Below are 19,024 nucleotides of genomic sequence, written 5' to 3'. Positions count from 1 at the left end.
GGTTACGTTCGGGGCTGTCGGCTGACGATCCCGATAGCTGAGAGGGGACTACTGCAATGATGTTGATGAAGAGGCTCGCCGGCGGCGTGGCTCTGACGGCGCTCGCATGCGCCGTGTCCACGGCGGTCTACGCCCAGGAGACGACCGGCTCGGTTCGCGGCCAGGTCACGGACGATGCGGGCGCTCCGGTCGCCAGCGCGACGGTGACGATCACCCACGTGCCGACTGGCTCCACGTCCACGTCCGTGACGGGTCCTGACGGCAACTTCTCGGCCCGCGGCCTGCGCGTCGGCGGCCCCTACCGCGTCAGCGCCTCGGCGGCGGACCACGAGAGCGGGCAGGTCACGATCCAGGCGATCGGCGTCGGCGACGCGGCCAACGTCAATGTCGTGCTCGCCGGAGCGGGCGGCGCGGTCTCCGAACTCGTGGTCACGGCCGCGAAGGCGGCGCCCAGCCAGGGCGGCCCCAGCACGAACTTCTCCGTGGCTCAGATCCAGGCGCTGCCGTCGATCAGCCGCGACCTGAAGGACATCGCCCGGATCGACCCGTTCGCGACCATCGATCCGACGAACCAGGACGCGCTGTCCTTCGCCGGCGCGAACACCCGGTTCAACCAGCTGACCGTCGACGGCATCCGTCAGAACGACGACTTCGGCCTCAACAACAACGGCTATCCGACCCAGCGCTCGCCGATCTCGATCGACGCGGTCGAAGCGCTGAACGTCTCGTCGGCGCCCTACAGCGTCATCAACAACGGCTTCCTGGGCGGCCAGATCAACGCCGTCACCAAGTCGGGGACCAACGAGTTCCACGGCACGGTCTTCTACGAGAAGACGGGCGACGACCTGCAGGGCCACACGCTGGACGGCGTGAAGTACACCAACGAGTTCTCCGAGAAGGTCTGGGGCGCCACCCTCGGCGGCCCGATCATCAAGGACAACCTCTTCTTCTTCGTCGCCTACGAGAAGTACGAAGGGGAACTGGGCTTCGACACCGGCCCGGTCGGTTCGGGCGCGGGCACGGTGATCCCGCGCATCACGACCCAGGCCATCGACACCTTCGTCGACGCCGTCAACAGCATCTATGGCTATGATCCCGGCTCGTATCTCAGCGGCGCCTTCCCGGTCGAAGACGAGAAGTGGCTGGCCAAGATCGACTGGAACATCTCCGACAAGCATCGTCTGAGCATCGGCTATCAGAACACCCTGGGCAATTCGCTCAACGGTTCGACGTCCTCGACCTTCGCCAACGGCAACTCGACTACTCAGCCGCGCGTCGGGCTCGCGTCCAACCAGTACAACAAGATCGAAGAGCTCACGGCCTACTCCGCGCAGCTGAACTCCAACTGGACCGACGCCTTCTCCACCGAGCTGCGCTATTCGTCCAAGGAGCAGGACACCCAGCAGAACCCGCTGAGCGGCCTCTCGGTCGGTCAGGTGATCGTCAACGTATCCGACCTGACGGGCGTGGAGGCCGGCGCCGGGACGCCGCAGATTCAGTTCGGCGCCGACACCTTCCGGCACGACAACTATCTCAACACCAAGGTCGAGACCTACGAGGCGATCGCCCGCTACCATTGGGGCGAGCATGACATCCTGGCCGGTTTCCGGACCGAGAAGGACGACGTCTTCAACGTCTTCGTGTCGAACTCGCTGGGCAGCTACAATTTCGCCAGCTACGCCGATTTCCTGGCGCGGCGGGCCAGCAGCTTCTCCCTGAGCGGCGGCGTCGACCCCACCGCCGGGACCGTCCCGGCGACGCTCGGCACGGCGCGACTGGGCGCGGCGACCTTCAGCTACCGCCTGTCGAGCCTGTACGCCGAAGACCGGCTGCAGATCCTGCCGAACCTCGACGTTTCGGCCGGCTTCCGCTTCGACTGGTATTCGATGGACGACAAGCCGCTCTACAACGCGAGCTTCTTCGAGCGGAACAAGTTCTCGAACCAGCAGAACCTGGACGGCAAGCACGTCCTGCTGCCGCGCGTCTCCTTCAACTGGGAGCCGGTTGACCGGCTGCGCGTCTCCGGCGGCATCGGCAAGTTCTCGTCGCAAGGCCTGAACGTGTGGGTGTCCAACGCCTACTCCAACACCGGCGTCAGCCAGACCAACGCGGTCTGCCCGGCGGGGCCGTACACCAACGTCGACCTGACCCGGGCGCCGGCGGGCTGCACCTTCACGCCCGGCAACGGCGACACCAACGTGATCGACCCGGCGCTGAAGATCCCCACCGTCTGGAAGGGCAACATCTCGGTCGGCTACACCTTCGACCTCGGGCGCTTCGGGGACGACTGGCTGGTTCAGGTCGATTACCTGAAGTCCGTCAACCAGAACGCCCTCTACTGGTACAATCTGCGCTCCGTCCAGGTTGGCACGGCGCCGGATGGCCGACCGGTCTACGCCCAGAGCACGGTGACCTCGACCGGCAACAACTACGACTTCATGCTGGCCAACACCGACGAGGGCGAATCCCGCTCGCACTCGATCACCGTGGCCAAGAACTGGCGCGAAGGTCTGTGGGACGGCCTCGGCATGCGGCTGATCTACACGAACACCCGCGCCACGGACGCCAACCCCATGACCAGCTCGATCGCCCAGTCGAGCTATACGCGCTACGGCGTCTCCGACCCGCAGAACCCGCAAGCGGCGACCTCGGACTACGAGATCCGCAACCGGTTCTCGGCCGACTTCTCGTATGCCCGCAAGTTCTTCGGCGACAACGAGACGCTGGTGCACGTGTTCATGCAGAACCGTTCGGGCCTGCCGTTCAGCTACACCTTCGCCAACAGCCGCAGCGGCAGCTTCGACAACGACTTCGGCTACAACGTCTCGAGCTACTCGGGCCGTCAGGCGTCGTCGAACGCTCTGATCTACGTGCCGACGATGGACAACGGCGCCATCACGGCCACCAGCGACGCCAATGTGCGCTATGTCGGCGGTTCCGCCTTCGTCGCGCAGTTCAACGAGTTCGTGCAGAACAGCGGCCTGGCCAAGTACGCGGGCTCCATCGCGCCGCGTAACGCCTTCAAGACCCCGGACGTCTTCACCATCGACGTCCACCTGAGCCAGGAACTGCCGGCGTTCTTCCCCAACGGGGCCAAGCTCATCGGCTACATGGACATCGAGAACCTCGGCAACCTGCTGAACGACGAGTGGGGCGTGCTCGAACAGTACGACTTCCACCGCTCGGTTCCCGTGGTGAACGTACGCTGCATCACCTCGGGCGGCTCGGCCACGAGCTGCGCCACGCCGGGCGCGATCTATGAATACTCCGGCACCGGCGTCGGCGGCTCGCTGAACGTCCAGAAGCCCTATGTCCGGACGGAGAGCTCGTTCTGGCAGGTCAAGCTGGGCATCAAGTACAAGTTCTAGGACGCACGTCCGGAACGGACATCGGGAGGGCGGTCCGGCGACGGGCCGCCCTCTTCTTTTTGGGCGCTTGACGTGGGGGGCCGGGCCGCCCATCTGCGCGCGTTCACGGGCCGCCGCCGCCGTGCGGCGCGCGCTAGAGGGATCACGACGCCATGAGCCTCATCGTACCGGCAGAATGGGCCCCCCACCGCGCCATGTGGCTGGGCTTTCCCAGCCATGCGGACCTGTGGGAGGAGGATCTGGAGCCGGCCCAGGCCGAGGTCGCGGCCGTGGCCCGCGCCCTGGCCGGACCGGGCGGCGAGCGCGTGCGCCTGCTGACCGGCTCGGCCGAGGGGCATGAGGCCGCCCAGGCGCTGCTCGGGGACGTCGAGGGCGTCGACATCGTGCGCGGCCTGTTCGGCGACATCTGGCTGCGCGACACCGGCCCGATCTTCGTCCAGACCGACGCCGGCGCGGCGAGGGCCCAGGGCTTCCGCTTCAACGGATGGGGGGGCAAGTACGTCCTGCCCCACGACGACGAGGTCGCCGCGCAGATCGCCGGCGCCTCCGGCGCCCCGCTGACCGGGGCGGACTTCGTGCTGGAGGGCGGCGCCCTGGACCACGACGGCGCGGGCACGGTGCTGACCACCCGCCAGTGCCTCCTCAATCCCAACCGCAACCCCGGCTGGACGGAGGCCGACGCGGAGGCCGCGCTCGCCCGCACCCTGGGCGTGCGCAAGGTGCTGTGGCTGGGCGACGGCCTGAAGAACGACCACACCGACGGCCACGTCGACAACCTGGCCCGCTTCGTCGCCCCGGGCGTGGTGGTCTGCCCGCTCGCCTTCGGCCGAGGCGACCCCAACGCCGAGGTCTACGACGACTGCGCCCGCCGCCTGGCGGCCATGACCGACGCCGACGGCCGCCCGCTGCAGGTGCTGCGGATCCCCTCGCCCGGCTACATCGAAGGGCCGGAGGGAGAGTACGCGCCGGCCAGCCACATGAACTTCATCGTCGCCAACGGGGCGGTGATCGCCCCCACCTATGAGGACGCCGCCAGCCGGCTGGCCTTGCAGGGCCTGGAGGCAGCCTTCCCCGGCCGCCAGGTGATCGGGCTTTCCTCGAACGCGATCCTCACCGGCGGCGGATCGTTTCATTGCATCACCCAGCAGGAGCCCGCCTGATGGCCCGCACGATCAAGGTGGCGGCGATCCAGACCGCCTATGGCGACGACATGGCCGCCAACATCGCCAGGACCGCCGACTTCATCCGCGAGGCCGCCGGCCAGGGCGCGCAGGTGGTGCTGCCCTCGGAGCTGTTCCAGGGACCGTACTTCTGCGTCGCCCAGGAGGAGCGCTGGTTCGCCACGGCCCATCCCTGGCGCGAGCATCCCTGCGTCACCGCCCTTGCGCCCCTGGCGGCCGAGCTTGGGGTGGTGCTGCCCATCTCGATCTTCGAACGCGAGGGGCCGCACTACTTCAACAGCCTGGTGATGGTGGACGCCGACGGCTCGCTGATGGGGCTCTATCGCAAGAGCCACATCCCCGACGGCCCGGGCTACATGGAAAAGTACTACTTCCGGCCCGGCGACACCGGCTTCAAGGTCTGGGACACGCGCTTCGGCCGCCTGGGCGTCGGCATCTGCTGGGATCAGTGGTACCCCGAGTGCGCCCGCGCCATGGCCCTGATGGGCGCCGAGGTGCTGTTCTACCCCACCGCGATCGGCTCTGAGCCGCACGACGCCAGCCTCGACACAGCCGCACCCTGGCGCCGCGCGATGCAGGGGCACGCCGTGTCCAACGTGATCCCGGTCGTGGGCGCCAACCGCACCGGCTTCGAGCCCTGGCCGGGCTATCCCGGCGGCGGGCAGACCTTCTACGGCTCCAGCTTCATCAGCGACCACCGCGGCGACCTCGTCGCCGAATTCGGCCGCGGGGAGGAGGGCGTGCTGACCGCCGAGTTCGACCTGGACTTCCTGCAGACCCACCGCGCCGCCTGGGGATTCTTCCGCGACCGGCGCACGGACCTCTATGGGGCGCTGGCGGGCGCGCGGCCGGCGCCGTGATCGAGACCGAGCGCCTGATCCTGCGGCCTTGGCGTGAAGACGACCGCGCTCCGTTCGCCGCGATCAACGCCGACCCGCACGTCGGCGACTGGCTGGGGGGGCCGATCGACCGCGCTTCCAGCGACGCCCTGGTCGACCGCATCGGCGCGCACATCGCCGAGCACGGCTTCGGCGCCTGGGCCGCCGAGCGCAAGGCGGACGGGCGGCTGATCGGCATGATCGGCCTGAGCACGGTCGCCGCAGGGACGCTGCCGGTGGGACCGTGCATCGAGATCGCCTGGCGCCTGGCGCACGACGCCTGGGGGGCGGGCTACGCCAGCGAGGGCGCGCGGGCCGCCCTGGACTGGGGCTTCGCCAACATTCCGACCGACGAGATCATCGCCTTCACCGCCAGCACCAACCTGAACTCCCAGGCGGTGATGAAGCGCATCGGCATGGTGCGCGCGGCGCAGCGGGATTTCGACCATCCGCGCCTGGCTGCCGACCACCCGCTGCGGGCGCACGTCGTCTACGTGGCCGCCCCCGCCTAGACCTCGCCCGGCGCCTTTACGGTGAAGCCCTGGGCCCGCAGGCGGTCCAGGACCCCGCCTTGCGACAGCAGCGGGCGAAGCTGGACGACGGCGACGGCGTGGCCAGGCTTCTTCAGGGCCTGGACGATGGCCGCGGCCTGGTCGGCCTTGACCCGGTCGTCGAAGGCCCGCGCCCCGGGCACCATGGCCAGACACCGTTCATAGCTGCGCTCGGCGGCGAGCGCGCCGCGCACGTCGCCCTCGGCCCAGGCGCGGGCGGCGGCGAGGGTTCCCGCGGGACCTGCCTCGGCCTGCTCCAGCACCTCGTCCAGGCAGGCGCGGCCCGCGGCGTCCGAGGTCTTCAGGATCTGCCCCATCAGCGGCCCCAGATCGTAGGTCTTCTGCCGGACCGGAATCCGGGATCGCTCCGCCAGCAGCTTGATCAGCTTGGTCGGGTCGCTGGTCGTCAGGTTCTCGTGATCGCGGTAGTCGGAGGCGAGGATCAGGCCGGCGGCCAGCGGGTTGCGGGTCTTGTAGTGGTCGGCCGGCTGGCCCAGGCGCTCGCGCACCGCGGCGAACCGGGCGCGGGCGGCGGGGGAAAGCGTCTCCTCGAAGGGCGCGCCCGAACGCAGGCGCATGAAGTTGAAGGTCGCGCCCACCACGCCCTTGAACTTCACCCGCACGTTCTGGAACGGCAGGATGACTTCGTTGGCGCCGGAAAGCCGCCGCTCGAAGACGGCGCGGTCCCACTGCATGCGCTTGGGCGCCAGGGAGGGGGAGCCCAGCACGTAGACCGTGGTGTCCGCATCGGACACCCGCCACCAGGCCGGCCCCGGTTCGCGTCCGGTGACGACAAGCTCCTCGACCAGGGCCGCGTCGGGGTCGTAGGGCTCGGGGGCCTGGGCCGCCGCCGGCGCGGCCAGGGCCGCGGCCATGGCGAGGCCGAGCCACGGGATTCGCCTCATCATCCTTCTCCGTTCGCTGCGCGCCGCATTCGCACCTGGAATCGTCCTATATGTGGCGCGAGGATTTCATCCGCATGCCCATCCGCCGCCTTCCCCCCGAGACCGTGAACCGCATCGCCGCCGGCGAGGTGGTGGAACGTCCCGCGAGCGCCATCAAGGAGCTGGTGGAGAACGCGCTGGACGCCGGAGCGAGCCAGGTCGAGGTGCAGGCCGACGGCGGCGGGCTGACCCGCATCCTGGTCGCCGACGACGGCTGCGGCATGGGGCCGGGCGAACTGCCGCTGGCGGTCGAGCGGCACGCTACCTCAAAGCTGTCTCCCGACGACGCTGGCGACTACGACCTGCTGCACATCTCCACCCTGGGCTTCCGTGGCGAGGCCCTGCCCTCGATCGGCTCGGTGGCGCGGCTGTCGATCGCCAGCCGTCCCCGCGGCGGCGGCGACGCCCACGCCATCCATGTGGAAGGCGGCGCCGTGGGCGCGGTGGCGCCGGCGGCGTTCCCGGGTCCGCACGGCGCCCGGGTCGAGGTGCGCGACCTGTTCTACGCCACGCCGGCGCGGCTGAAGTTCATGAAGTCGCAGCGCGCCGAGGCGATGGCGATCGCCGAGGAGATCAAGCGCCAGGCCATGGCGCACGAGGCGGTGAGCTTCACCCTGGACATCGACGGCCGCAGGGCCCTGCGCCTGCCCGCCGAGCGGCCGGGGCCGCAGGGCCGGCTGGCGCGGCTGGCCGCCGTGATGGGCCGGGAGTTCTCCGACAACGCCCTGGCCATCGACCACGAACGCGAGGGCGTGCGCCTGACCGGCTTTGCGGGCCTGCCCACCTACAACCGCGGCAACGCCGCCCACCAGTACCTGTTCGTCAACGGCCGGCCGGTCCGCGACCGGCTGCTCCAGGGGGCGCTCCGCGCCGCCTACGCCGACTTCCTGGCCCGCGACCGGCACCCCCTGGCGGCGCTCTACGTCGAACTGGACCCGGTGCTGGTGGACGTGAACGTGCATCCCGCCAAGGCCGAGGTCCGCTTCCGCGATCCGGCCCTGGTGCGCGGTCTGATCGTCGGCGGCCTGCGGCACGCCCTGGCCGGCGCCGGGCACCGGGCGGCGACCACGGTGGCCGCCGAGGCCCTCGGCGGCCTGCGCCCAGGCTACGCGCCGCCGCCGTCGGCCCAGGGCTTCTCGGCCTGGCGGGCGGGCGGCTGGACGCCGCAGGCCGCGGCCGTGGCCCAGGCGATCCCCGGCCTCGCCGAGATTTCCGCCCGCGCCGAGCCGGACTACGTCCAGCCGCCGAGCGCCTACGCCCACGGCGTCGCCGAGGCGCCGCGGCCCCAGGCCAGCGTGGTGGTCGATCCCGTGGACTTTCCCCTCGGGGCCGCCCGCGCCCAGGTGCACGAGACCTACATCGTCGCCCAGACGCGCGACGGCATGGTGATCGTCGACCAGCACGCCGCGCACGAGCGGCTGGTCTATGAGCGGATGAAGGCCGAAATGGCCGCGGGCGGCGTCGCCCGCCAGGCCCTGCTGCTGCCCGAGGTGGTCGAGCTCGATCCCGTCGAGGCCGAGCGGGTGTCCGGCCGTGCGGAGGAACTGGCGGCCCTCGGCCTCATCATCGAGCCGTTCGGCCCCGGCGCGATCCTTGTGCGCGAGACGCCGGCGCTCTTGGGCGAGACCGACGTCGCCGGGCTGGTGCGGGACATCGCCGACGACCTCGCCGAGAACGGCCAGGCCCTGGCGTTGAAGGAGCGCCTGGAGGAGGTCTGCTCGACCATGGCCTGCCACGGCTCGGTGCGCGCGGGCCGTAGGCTCTCCGCGCCGGAGATGAACGCGCTGCTGCGCCAGATGGAGGCGACGCCCCACTCGGGCCAGTGCAACCACGGCCGCCCGACCTATGTGGAGCTCAAGCTGGCGGACATCGAAAAGCTGTTCGGGCGCCGCTAGAGCCTGACCCGATCAGGTAGGATCAACCTGATCGGAATCATCCGGCTCTACCTCTTAGAATTTGAGCGCAGTCTCTTCGCCGAACCGGGCGCCACTTCGGCGGACTGCGCTCTAGCGCCGCGGCTCAGCGCTTCAGGCGTTCGATGAGCGCCGCGGTCGAGGGATCGTGCAGGCGCGCTTCGCCGCCGCCCAGGTCCTCCAGGATGCGGCCGGCCAGGGTCTTGCCCAGCTCGACGCCCCACTGGTCGAAGCTGTTGATTCCCCAGAGCACCCCCTCCACGAAGGTCTTGTGCTCGTAGAGGGCGATCAGCGCGCCGAGGGCCTCGGGGGTGAGGGCGTCGATCAGGATGAAGCTGGAGGGCCGGTCGCCGGGGAAGGCGCGCTGCGGCGCCAATTCCTCGATCTCGGCGGGGGCCAGGCCCTTGGCCTCGAGTTCGGCCCGGACCTCGGCCTCGGGGCGGCCGACCATCAAGGCCTCGGCCTGAGCCACGGCGTTGGCCAGGAGCTTGGTCTGCGCCCGGGGATCGCCCTCGCCGGCGCGACGCACCGCGACGATGTCCACCGGGATGACGTCCGTTCCCTGGTGCAGGAGCTGGAAGAAGGCGTGCTGGCCGTTGGTCCCGGCGTCGCCGAACACGCTTGCGGCGGTGGGGCGGGCCACCGGACGGCCGTGGGCGTCCACGCGCTTGCCGTTGGATTCCATCTCCAGCTGCTGAAGGAACGGCGGGAAGAGGCGAAGCCGCTGTGCGTAGGGCACGACGGCCCGGATCGGCCGGCCCAGCCCGTTGCGGTTGAAGACATGGCCCAGGGCGAGCTGCACCGGCGCGTTCGTCTCCAGCGGCGCCGAGACGAAGTGCGCATCCATGGCGGCGGCGCCCGCCAGCAGGGCCTCGAAGGCGTCGGGACCCAGGGCGACGGCGCAGGACAGGCCGACCGCGGACCACAGGGAATAGCGCCCGCCCACCCAGTCCCAGAAGGCGAAGACCTGCGCGGCGGGCACGCCGAACGCCTGGGCCACGTCGGGCGCGGCGGAGACCGCCACCAGGTGGGAATCCCCGGCGTCTCCCAGCCCCGCGCGCAGCCAGGCCCTCGCGGCTTCCGCGTTCGAGAGGGTTTCCAGGGTCGTGAATGTCTTGGAGACCACCACCACCAGGGTGCTCGCCGGATCGAGGCCCTGCAGAGCCAGCGCCAGCTCCGCCGGATCGACGTTGGCGGCGAAGCGCAGATCGAGATCGGGGACCAGGGGCCGCAGGGCTTCCCAGACCAGGCGCGGGCCAAGGTCGGACCCGCCGATGCCGATGTGCAGTACGGCGGTGAAGCGCTCGCCCGTGGCTCCGCGGCGGGTGCCCGATCTCACGGCCTCGGCGAAGGCGCGAATGGCGGCTCGGGTCTCCTCCACCGCGCCGGAGACGGGGGCGCCAAGGGCGGCGAAGCGGGAGCCGGCGGGGGCGCGCAGGGCGGGGTGCAGCACGGCGCGGTGCTCGGAGGCGTTGACCTCTTCCCCGGCGAACAGGCGGTCGCGGGCGCCCTCCACGCCGGCGGCGCGGGCGAGCTCGACGGCGAGCGCCCGGTCGGCCGCGCTCCAGGGCTGCTTGGACAGGTCGATATGCAGGCCGGCGGCCTCGAACGACATGGACGGCACGCGGTCCGGCTCGGCCTCGAACAATCCGGCGATGGAGCGGCCCTCGGCGCCCTTCGCGGCGGCTTCGAGGCGGGACCAGGCGGCGGAGAGGTCGGTCATGCGCAATTCAGTTCCCGTTCAGGGCGAAGCGGAGCATCTACATGGGCCAGGGGTTATCAGATGCGCAGGCCGTCGTCTTGGTTCCCCGGCCCCGATTGACGAGGTGAAGGAGCTCGCCCATGTCGTGCGACGCCGTCGCGTCCGCCGCCGTCCTGTGGCTCGCCGCCATGGCGCCGCAGGAGCCGATGAAGCCGGAACTCACCATGCCGCCCTCGGCGGTCGCCCTGGAGCCGCTGTTCGCCGACATCGTGCGCCGCGCCGGGGCCCTGAAGCTCGAGGTCGAGGCCTTTCGCCGGGACGAAAAGCCCCTGAGCCCCGACTTCGCCGACAAGGTCGCCGAGCTGAGCGAGCTCGACATGAAGGGCCACCAGACCCTCGCCGCCCGCGGCACGGACGGCGACCTGAAGTGCATCCTGCGCGGCATCGCCGAGGACCTGTCGCTCAAGCTCGCCGCCATGAAGATGGCGCAGGACCCGGCGGCCAAGGACGAGGCCCTGGCCGACATGGTCTATCTGCTGAACGACAACGTCGAGGTGATCACCGCCCCGCCGCAGCCGCCGGCCTAGCGGGGTCAGTACTTCACGCTGCAGCCATAGGGCCGGGTGGCGGGCTCGGCCACCGGGCGGCCGGCCGCCAGGTCGTCCAGGGCGGCGACGACATAGTTCTTCGCCCCCTTCAGGCTCGCCGGGTCGGGCGTCGGCCTGTCGTCGATCCCGCCCGTGTAGACCAGGGTCCCGGCCGGATCGATGATGTACATGTGCGGCGTCGTCTTGGCGTCGTAGGCGCGCCCCACGTCGCCCTTGGGGTCCAGCAGCAGGGCGGTGTAGGCGGCCTTCTGCTTGGCCTTCCAGCCCTTGGCCGCCTGGCCGCTGAGATGGCCCTGCTTGCCGGGCGCCGAGGAGACGAGGGTCAGCCAGACCACCCCCTGGCCGACCGCCTTCTTCTGCAGGGCCTGCATGGCGCCCGCGCCGTAGTGCTTCTGCACATAGGGGCAGCCTTCGTTGGTCCATTCGAGCACGACGGTCTTGCCCTTGAACTCGGAGAGGCTGCGGGTCCGGCCGTCCGCGTCCACGGCGGAAAAGGCGGGGGCGGCCTCACCCAGGAGGGGCGCGGCGGCGGCGGGGGCGGCGAGGCCGAGGGCGGCGGCGGCCAGGCCGGCGGCCAGGAGATCCCTACGCGAACTCATGGTCATGGTCGTTTTCCTCCTTGGTTCGGCTTGCGAACTCACGATCCCCGGGCGGCGGCCTCCAGAGCCTGGACGACCGCCCCTTCGGTCAGAAGCTGGGGCAGAACCCGGGGCTCGCCGCCGCCCGCGGCGTAGACAAGATAGAGCGGCACGCCCGCACGCCCGTGACGGGCGAGCTCGGCGGCGATGGCGGCGTCCTTCCGCGTCCAGTCGGCCTTCAGATAGACCGCGCCGGTTCGCGACAGGGCGTCCGCGACCCCTTGCGTGGACAAGGCCACCTGCTCGTTCACCTGGCAGGTCACGCACCAGGCGGCGGTGTAGTTGACGAACACCGGCCGGCCCTCGGCGCGGAGGGCGGCGAGGCGCTCGGCGCTGTAGGCCTCATAGGGCACGGCGGCGGAGACCGGAGCGGATTCGCCGGCGGCGGCCGGCTGGCCGTAGGGCGGCCAGACCGCAGCGACCAGGGCCAGCGCCGCCACGGCGGCGGCGGCGAGCCCCGTGGCCCTGGCCCGGCCCTGGCCAGCCGCCCCTCGGCGCTGGGCCACGCCTGCCAGCCAGGCGGCGAACGCGGCGACCACCGCCGCGGCCAGGAGACGGGCCAGGCCGGCGGGGCCGACCTGCACGCTCAGCACCCACACCAGCCAGGCCGCGGCGCCGTACATCGGAAAGGCCAGCAGACGGCGCAGGCCGTCCATCCACGGGCCCGGGCGCGGCAGCCGGCGCAGCAGCGCCGGCGCGAAGGCGATCGCGGTGAAGGGCGCGGCGAAGCCGACGCCGAGGGCCAGGAACACCACCAGCGCCGAGGCGGGATCCTGCGTCAGGGCCCAGCCCAGGGCCGGGGCCATGAAGGGCGCCGTACAGGGGGCGGCCACCACCACGGCCAAGGCGCCGGTGAAGAAGGCGCCGAGAAGGCCCGCGCGGGAGGCGAGGCCCGCGCCGACGCCCTGCACCGAGGTTCCCACCTCGAAGACGCCGGAGAGGTTCAGGGCCACGGCCAGCATCAGCAGGGCGAGCGCGGCGACCACCGGCGGCGACTGGAGCTGGAATCCCCAGCCGACGGCCGCGCCCGCCGCCTTCAGGGCGATGAGGCCGCCCGCGAGGGCCAGGAAGGTGGCCAGCACGCCGGCCAGGAAGGCCAGTCCCTGGCGCCGGGCCGCGGCGTGCTCGTGTCCGTGCCCGGCCAGGGAGGCGGCCTTCATGGCCAGCACCGGGAAGACGCAGGGCATCAGGTTCAGGATCAGCCCGCCGAGGACGGCGAAGAGGGCGGCGAGGGGCAGGCCGAGCCCGGCGCCTGCGGGGCCTTGCGCCGGGGCGGGGGGCGGGCCCAGGCCGGCCGCGCCGGGGAGCGGGGCGCCGGCGCTGGCCTCGATCTCGAAGGCCTTTCCGCCGACCTCGAGCACGCCGCCAAGGGCGCTGGGCGCGTCGGCCTGCTGGAAGGCGTAGCCGGGCGTGATGGCGAGGGTCAGGCCTTCAGGACCGCGCTCGACCGATTGCGGCTCGGCGTGGTCGATGGCCGCGCCGGAAAAGGGGAAGAAATAGGCGTCGTAGGCGTCGAGGCCCTTCACGGCCGCGCCGGTGACGGCGAGCTTCAGCTTTCCATCGACGTTCTGGAACGACGCCGTCAGGCCGGCCGGCTTGGGAGAGACCGCGAGGGCCGCCTCGATCGGCCCGGCCCAGCGCGGGTCCTTCGGCGGCGGGGCGGCGGTCACCGGCAGGTCGATCTGCAGCGCCGCGTCCTCCGGCACGCAGATCTCTTCGCAGACCAGGAAGGTGGCGGCGGCCTTCAGGGTGACGCTCTGGCCGGGACGGGCGTCGGCCGGCGCGGTGATCGCCACCGGCAGCAGCACCTCGTCCTTGTAGCCGTAGTTCATCAGGGGGCCGGTGGGCTGCCGCTCGGGCGGCGCCCAGACGATGTCGCCCGCGGTCCAGCCGGGCGGCAGGGTCCAGGCGATGCGGGTCGCCTCGCCGGAATCGCCGGAATTGCGCCAGTAGGTGTGCCAGCCCTTGTCGATCTTCTGGCGCAGCGCCACGTAGACCGTCTGGCCGGGGAAGACGCCCTGGGAGGCGGGAACCAGCTCGGCGACCAGGTGGCCGGTGTCCACAGGCTGTGCGGCGGCCGGCGCCGACAGGGCGAACAGCGCCAGGATCAATCCCGCCAGGAAACGCGTCATGCCGACATCCCGCCCAAGGTGTTCATGCGGCTATATGGCGTGGTCGCCCGCCTGCGCAAACCGCTCGACATCATCTGCGGCCCCGCCATCATCGACGAATCAGCTTGATCGGGCGGGGAGACGGGCGTGCCGGGGGCATTCGACGACATCGAGATCGGGCAGGTGGTCTCCCTCGGCACGGCGGCGGTCGATGCAAAGGCTCTGGAGGCGTTCATCGCGGCGTTCGCTCCGGGCTGGCCCGTCGAGCGCGGCGCGCCCGACGCCATGGTCTACGCGATCTGGACCCGGCTGGATGCAACTTCGGTCGTCGGCTGGCCGCAGACCAAGCGGCTGGGCGTCGACGCCCTGCGCTGGGTGCGCAACCCGCCGGCCGGAGAGCTTCTGCGCGGGCGCATGACGGTGATGGGCAAGGACCCGGTGGGCGAGGGCAAGGGCATCATCATCGCCCAGCACGACCTTCTGGACGAGGCGGGGCGCCTCGTCTTCTCCTGCCTGACGCGGAGCGTGTTCGCCAGGTAGGAAGCGCCGCCCGCTCCCGGCGGGAGGGACGGCGCCCGGGCTCAGGCGTTGGCCGCCTGCGGAGCCTGGCTGTTGCGGTACATCGCCAGGGCGATCAGCCGGTCCCATCCGACCAGCGAGGTCAGGTGGGCGTAGATCTGCTGCAGGGCGCCGTTGTCGCGCAGCTCGGCGAGCTGTTCCGGCTTGAGCGCCTTCAGCTTGTCTTCCGACACGCCGAAGTATTCGGCGATCTTCTGCGGCTCGCCGGCGGTCCCGTCGGGATTGGTCGGCGTGAAGGTGGCGGTCTTCAGCTCGAACAGGTCCATGGCCCGGAGCAGCTGGACGAAGCTCATGGTGCGCTGGCGCTCGGCTTCGTAGTTGTTGCAGAACTCCATGCAGCTCTTCGTGTAATCCGACGGCTCGCCGTTGGCGTCGAAGAAGGGCATGTCGCCGCCTTCGACCACGAACTCGGCGTTGCGGTCGATGCACAGGATCATCTGGCCGGCCTTTTCGTCATTGGCGAAGACGAAGGGATAGCGGCGCACGTAGGCCGGGATGTAGACGCCGGCTTCGAACAGGCCCTGGTCGGTGACGAACATGTTTTCACCGGGGTTCAGGCCCATGACCGCCAGCGGGGTCTTCTCTTCGCCGACGAAGATGATCGGGCCGGAAAGCGCGGCCACCGGGAATTCGCCGACGGTGAGCGGCACCACGTGGCCGGTCTTGGCGAAGCTGAAAGGCCCGTCCATCCGCCTCACGCCGAGCTTGCCGTGCAGCTGCTGGGTCAGGGGCTCCGGCCTGGAATAGAAGAGCACGTTGCCGGTGATCTCGCCCTGGGCGGGGGTGGGTTCGGTCGCCATGGAAAACCTTCGAAGACGTTGGCCGCGACGGCGGGCCGGACAGCCCGGTGCGGCGAGGTTCGCGCTTCTAACCGATCCCGCCCAGGGCGGCAAATCACGGCCTGCAAGCCTTGCCAGGGTCGGGCCGAGCCGCTTCAATCTCCACGCATAATAAAGCTGCGCCTTGGCCGCTCTGCGGAGGAAATCATTTCATGCCTATCTATTACCCGGACATCCTGGATCAGAAGACCGAGCCCCGCACCTTCTCCTACGGGGACAAGGACGTGATCCTCTACGCCCTCGGAATCGGCATGGGCGCCGATCCCATGAACGAGACCGAGCTGGCCTTCGTCTACGAGAAGAACCTGAAGGTGGTGCCGACCGCGGCCACCGTGCTGGCCGCCTCGGCGCCGCGCGCGCCGGCGACCTCGAACAAGCCCGGCCATCGTCAGAGCCAGATCAACTTCCTGATGGTCGTGCACGGCGAACAGAAGGTCGAGCTGCACAAGCCGCTGCCCGCCAAGGGGACCTTCACCACCGAAAGCCGCACCATCGGCGCCTATGACAAGGGCGAAGGCAAGGGCGCGGTGATCATCAACGAGACCGTCTGGACCGACGAGGCGGGCGAGAAGGTCGCCACCCTGACCGGCTCCACCTTCGCCCGCGGGGACGGCGGCTTCGGCGGCCCCTCCGAGGGGGCGCCCGAGCCGCATGTGGCGCCGAGCCGCGCGCCGGACCTGTCGGTGGACTTCACCACCCGTCCCGACCAGGCGCTGCTGTACCGCCTGAACGGCGACCGCAATCCGCTGCACTCCGATCCGGAGGTCGCGCGCCGGGCCGGGTTCCAAAAGCCGATCCTGCACGGGCTTTGCACCTACGGCATCACCTGCCGCGCCGTGCTGCAGGCGATCACCGACTTCGATCCGGACCAGATCTTCTCGCACCAGGCGCGCTTCTCCGCGCCCGTGATCCCCGGCGACACCATCACGGTGGATCTGTGGCGCGACGGCAAGGAGATCTCCTTCGAGGCGCGGGTGAAGGCGCGCAACGCCACGGTCATCAAGAACGGCCTGACGGTCCTGCGCTGAGGAGAGACGTCATTCACATGCGGATCATCATCGTCGGGGCGGCGTTCGCCGTCCTGGCGGCCTGCGCGGGCGTCTCGGCGCCCGCGGGGGATGTCGCGCCGGCTCCGGCTCAAGCGGCCAAGCTGCAAGGCTACCTGTCGGCCGACGCCCTCCATGGGGCGCAGATCCTGCCGCCGCCGCCGGCGGCGGACTCCCCCCGGGGGCTGGCGGATCGCGCGGCCTATGAAGAGACCCGTGCGCTCAAGGACACGCCGCGATGGGCCGCCGCCATCCAGGACAACGACCTTTGGACCGGGGGCGCGGTGCGCCGGTATTCCTGCGCCCTGGGCGTCGACCTGTCCGAGAAGACGACCCCGGCGGTGATGCGCATCCTGCGCCGGATCGAGCTGGACGGCCGGACCGTGGGCACCCCGCCCAAGGACCACTACGCCCGTCCGCGCCCCGCCCTGGGCAACGACAAGCCGATCTGCGTGCCGCGCGCCGACTGGCTGAAGACCAACGCCTCCTACCCCTCCGGCCACTCCCTGGTGGAATGGTCCTGGGCGCTGATCCTGACCGAGCTGATCCCCTCCAAGGCCGACGTGGCGCTGAAGCTGGGCCAGGAGATGGGGGAAAGCCGCGTGGTCTGCGGGGTGCACTATCCCAGCGACGTTGAGGCCGGCCGCACCCTGGGCGCGGGCATGGTGGCCCGCCTGCACGCCGATCCGGCGTTCACGGCCGACATGGCCGCGGCGAAGGCGGAACTCGCCAAGCCGCCGCCGGCGCCCGTCGGCTGCGGGTGACGCGGCAGGGGCCGGCGCCGCGTCAAAGCGGCCGCTTCACGACCCTCACCTTGCCGCTGTCGCCGCCGCCGCAGAAGAAGCGGTCGCGGCCGTCGGACTCCAGGCCGGACACGCCCACGCCGGGCGGCAGGTCCAGGCGTTCGAGGACCTCGCCGCTCTCGGGGTCGATGCGGTTCAGACTGCTCTCCTCGCCCTCCCAGGCGCCGTGCCAGAGTTCGCCGTCTACCCAGGTGACGCCGGTGACGAGCCGCCTGGACTCGATCGTGCGCAGGATCGCCCCGGTGTCCGGGTCGATCTGGTGGATGCGGCGATCGCGGTACTGGCCGACCCAGAGCGTCCCCTCGGCCCAGGCGAGACCGGAATCGCCGCCCCCGCCCGGAGCCGGGATCGAGGCCAGCACCTGGCCCGTCTGCGGGTCCACGCGGTGGATGCGGTCCTCGGCGATCTGGAACAGGTGGCGGCCGTCGAAGGCCGTGCCCGCGTGCCCGGCGACGGCCAAGGACCCGACGGGCTCGCCGCTGACCGGATCGAGGGCGTTGATCCGCTCGCCGGACGCGTACCAGACGCGCTGGCCGTCGAAGGTGACTCCGGCCACCTCGTTCACGCCCTCGAAAGGGCCGTACTCGCGCACGATTTCTGCTGGGGCTCGTTTCATGGCGTTCAGCCTAGCCGGCGGGAAGCGGGGCGGGGAGTAACAAGGCAGTCGCGAATCCCGGCAGCGGCGGGGTGATCCAGCGGCAGGCGCGGCCGCGTCCCACGCCCTGCACCTTGCCGTCCGCAGCAAGCGTCTCGAGCGCCCGCTGGATGCGCCGCTGGCTGGCGCCGAGGGCGATCGCCAGAGCCGAACTCGACCAGGCTTCGCCGTCGGCCAGAAGGGCGAGCACGTCGGCGTGCCGTTCCTCGATGGGGCGGGCCAGCACGACGACCTGACGGCCCGCGGCAGGCTTCAGGGCGAAGCCGCCCGGCGTCGCGACGACGCGCGCGAGGCCTCGCAGCAGGGCGCGCAGCCGGCCGATCTCGACCCGCAGCCGGGCGCGGTGGGATTCGTCGGCGTCCCTGGCGCGGAAGGCGCGTGCGACGAGCGTCCCGCGCGAGGCCGCGCCCGGCCAGGCCTCGGCCAGGGCGCGGGCCAGCTCGAACAGCACGGGCCGGGTGGCGAGCGAGACGACAGCGTTCGGGGCCCTCACGGCGTTGCGGCAGGCGTCGAGCACCAGGACGTCGGCGGCCAGGATCGCCTCGACCTTATCGAGGCGCAGGGGGCGCTCGGCGCCGTGCGCGATCAGCCGGGCGGCCGGGGCGTCCAGCATCCGCGCCGCCGCTTCGACCTCGGCGACAAGGGCGCCGACGCCGGAGCGCCGTGCGGCCAGGCCGGCCTCGGCCAAGGCCGCGCGGGCCGCCCCAGCGCGCAGGCGGCGCATGGCGAGGCCGGCGAGGATCAGGGCGTGGATGGCGTAGAGGGCCGGCGGCAGGCGCGCGGCGTCCACCAGGGCGAGCGCCGCTTCCGCCTCGTCCAGGCGTCCCATCAGGAGCAGGCGGCGCACCTGCAGGTGCCGGGCGTGTGCGGCGTTGGCGGCGTCGCGGTGGTCTTCGAGCGCCTGTCGCGCGCCCTCAAGCGCGGCCTCGGGCCAGCCGAGATCTCGCGCGGCCAGGGCGATCTCCGCCTCGGCGACCACGCACCTGGCGCGGGCCACGGCCTCCCTGGGACCGAATGCGCGCGCGGCGCGCCGGACCAGGTCGCGCGCGCGCTCCAGGTCGCCGAGCTGGGCCATGGCGACGCCGCGCAGGGCGAGCGCGGGCGCATCCTCGCGCAGGGCCACCCGGTTGAGCGCGCCCAACGCGTCGCCCCGCGCCAGGGCGCGGGCCGCGGCCGTGATCAGGGAGTCCATGCAAATCCCGCCAAAC

Annotated in this window: 16 protein-coding genes; 9 read left to right on the top strand and 7 right to left on the bottom strand. The window is 71.3% G+C overall.

Annotated elements, in window-relative coordinates; translation table 11 throughout:
- The first annotated feature begins 65 nt into the window (after positions 1 to 65).
- The 4 genes from ACK4YQ_RS01625 (at position 66) to ACK4YQ_RS01610 (ending at position 5,939) form a co-directional block, all read left to right on the top strand.
- Positions 66 to 3,368: a TonB-dependent receptor domain-containing protein gene (locus tag ACK4YQ_RS01625; protein WP_409607606.1), complete on the top strand. Its 3,303-nt coding sequence runs from the start codon at positions 66 to 68 to the stop codon at positions 3,366 to 3,368.
- A gap of 152 nt (positions 3,369 to 3,520) precedes the next feature.
- Positions 3,521 to 4,528 (top strand): agmatine deiminase family protein, encoded by a 1,008-nt coding sequence (locus ACK4YQ_RS01620; RefSeq protein WP_409607604.1) that lies wholly within the window; start codon positions 3,521 to 3,523, stop codon positions 4,526 to 4,528.
- Complete coding sequence (aguB, locus tag ACK4YQ_RS01615; RefSeq protein WP_409607602.1) at positions 4,528 to 5,409, top strand: N-carbamoylputrescine amidase; 882 nt, start codon at positions 4,528 to 4,530, stop codon at positions 5,407 to 5,409. The genes ACK4YQ_RS01620 and aguB overlap by 1 nt, the downstream gene beginning before the upstream one ends.
- Positions 5,406 to 5,939 (top strand): GNAT family N-acetyltransferase, encoded by a 534-nt coding sequence (locus ACK4YQ_RS01610; protein ID WP_409607600.1) that lies wholly within the window; start codon positions 5,406 to 5,408, stop codon positions 5,937 to 5,939. The genes aguB and ACK4YQ_RS01610 overlap by 4 nt, the downstream gene beginning before the upstream one ends.
- On the opposite strand, the gene ACK4YQ_RS01605 is transcribed toward ACK4YQ_RS01610, so the two are convergent.
- A complete protein-coding gene (locus ACK4YQ_RS01605) occupies positions 5,936 to 6,883 on the bottom strand; it encodes a TraB/GumN family protein (RefSeq protein ID WP_409607598.1) in 948 nt (315 codons plus the stop codon). The two genes, ACK4YQ_RS01610 and ACK4YQ_RS01605, sit on opposite strands and share 4 nt — an antisense overlap.
- 74 nt (positions 6,884 to 6,957) lie before the next feature.
- Between ACK4YQ_RS01605 and mutL the strand changes: the two genes are divergently transcribed.
- A complete protein-coding gene (gene mutL, locus ACK4YQ_RS01600; RefSeq protein ID WP_409607596.1) occupies positions 6,958 to 8,817 on the top strand; it encodes a DNA mismatch repair endonuclease MutL in 1,860 nt (619 codons plus the stop codon).
- Positions 8,818 to 8,941: 124 nt separating this feature from the next.
- Here mutL and pgi read toward each other — a convergent pair whose 3' ends face one another.
- The gene (pgi, locus tag ACK4YQ_RS01595; protein ID WP_409607594.1) at positions 8,942 to 10,558 is read right to left on the bottom strand and encodes a glucose-6-phosphate isomerase; all 1,617 of its coding nucleotides are present in this window, start codon (positions 10,556 to 10,558) and stop codon (positions 8,942 to 8,944) included.
- 119 nt (positions 10,559 to 10,677) lie between these two features.
- On the opposite strand from pgi, the gene ACK4YQ_RS01590 reads away from it, so the two are divergent.
- A complete protein-coding gene (locus ACK4YQ_RS01590; RefSeq protein ID WP_409607592.1) occupies positions 10,678 to 11,124 on the top strand; it encodes a hypothetical protein in 447 nt (148 codons plus the stop codon).
- A 5-nt stretch (positions 11,125 to 11,129) separates the two neighbouring features.
- Here the strand turns inward: ACK4YQ_RS01590 and ACK4YQ_RS01585 are convergent, their stop codons facing one another.
- Together ACK4YQ_RS01585 and ACK4YQ_RS01580 are read right to left on the bottom strand one after the other, a co-directional pair.
- Entirely contained in the window at positions 11,130 to 11,750 is a 621-nt protein-coding gene (locus ACK4YQ_RS01585) for a thioredoxin family protein (protein ID WP_409607590.1), read from the bottom strand.
- A gap of 32 nt (positions 11,751 to 11,782) precedes the next feature.
- The gene (locus ACK4YQ_RS01580; protein WP_409607588.1) at positions 11,783 to 13,915 is read right to left on the bottom strand and encodes a protein-disulfide reductase DsbD family protein; all 2,133 of its coding nucleotides are present in this window, start codon (positions 13,913 to 13,915) and stop codon (positions 11,783 to 11,785) included.
- 126 nt (positions 13,916 to 14,041) lie between these two features.
- Between ACK4YQ_RS01580 and ACK4YQ_RS01575 the strand changes: the two genes are divergently transcribed.
- The gene (locus ACK4YQ_RS01575; protein ID WP_409607586.1) at positions 14,042 to 14,434 is read left to right on the top strand and encodes an acyl dehydratase; all 393 of its coding nucleotides are present in this window, start codon (positions 14,042 to 14,044) and stop codon (positions 14,432 to 14,434) included.
- A gap of 41 nt (positions 14,435 to 14,475) precedes the next feature.
- Here the strand turns inward: ACK4YQ_RS01575 and ACK4YQ_RS01570 are convergent, their stop codons facing one another.
- The gene (locus ACK4YQ_RS01570; RefSeq protein WP_409607584.1) at positions 14,476 to 15,273 is read right to left on the bottom strand and encodes a SapC family protein; all 798 of its coding nucleotides are present in this window, start codon (positions 15,271 to 15,273) and stop codon (positions 14,476 to 14,478) included.
- A gap of 191 nt (positions 15,274 to 15,464) precedes the next feature.
- Here ACK4YQ_RS01570 and ACK4YQ_RS01565 point away from each other — a divergent pair, with 191 nt between their 5' ends.
- Both ACK4YQ_RS01565 and ACK4YQ_RS01560 read left to right on the top strand, forming a co-directional pair.
- Positions 15,465 to 16,340, top strand: coding sequence for a MaoC/PaaZ C-terminal domain-containing protein (locus ACK4YQ_RS01565; protein ID WP_409607582.1), 876 nt, complete (start codon positions 15,465 to 15,467; stop codon positions 16,338 to 16,340).
- A gap of 17 nt (positions 16,341 to 16,357) precedes the next feature.
- Complete coding sequence (locus ACK4YQ_RS01560; RefSeq protein WP_409607580.1) at positions 16,358 to 17,122, top strand: acid phosphatase; 765 nt, start codon at positions 16,358 to 16,360, stop codon at positions 17,120 to 17,122.
- Between the two features lie 22 nt (positions 17,123 to 17,144).
- Here the strand turns inward: ACK4YQ_RS01560 and ACK4YQ_RS01555 are convergent, their stop codons facing one another.
- Both ACK4YQ_RS01555 and ACK4YQ_RS01550 read right to left on the bottom strand, forming a co-directional pair.
- Complete coding sequence (locus ACK4YQ_RS01555) at positions 17,145 to 17,777, bottom strand: glutamine cyclotransferase (RefSeq protein ID WP_409607578.1); 633 nt, start codon at positions 17,775 to 17,777, stop codon at positions 17,145 to 17,147.
- A gap of 10 nt (positions 17,778 to 17,787) precedes the next feature.
- Complete coding sequence (locus ACK4YQ_RS01550; protein WP_409607577.1) at positions 17,788 to 19,008, bottom strand: helix-turn-helix domain-containing protein; 1,221 nt, start codon at positions 19,006 to 19,008, stop codon at positions 17,788 to 17,790.
- Between the last annotated feature and the right edge of the window lie 16 nt (positions 19,009 to 19,024).

The organism is Phenylobacterium sp. (genome assembly GCF_046291545.1).
GTDB lineage: Bacteria > Pseudomonadota > Alphaproteobacteria > Caulobacterales > Caulobacteraceae > Phenylobacterium.
The sequence above is the reverse complement of the archived record's forward strand: the minus strand, read 5'-3'. Positions and strand labels throughout refer to the sequence as shown.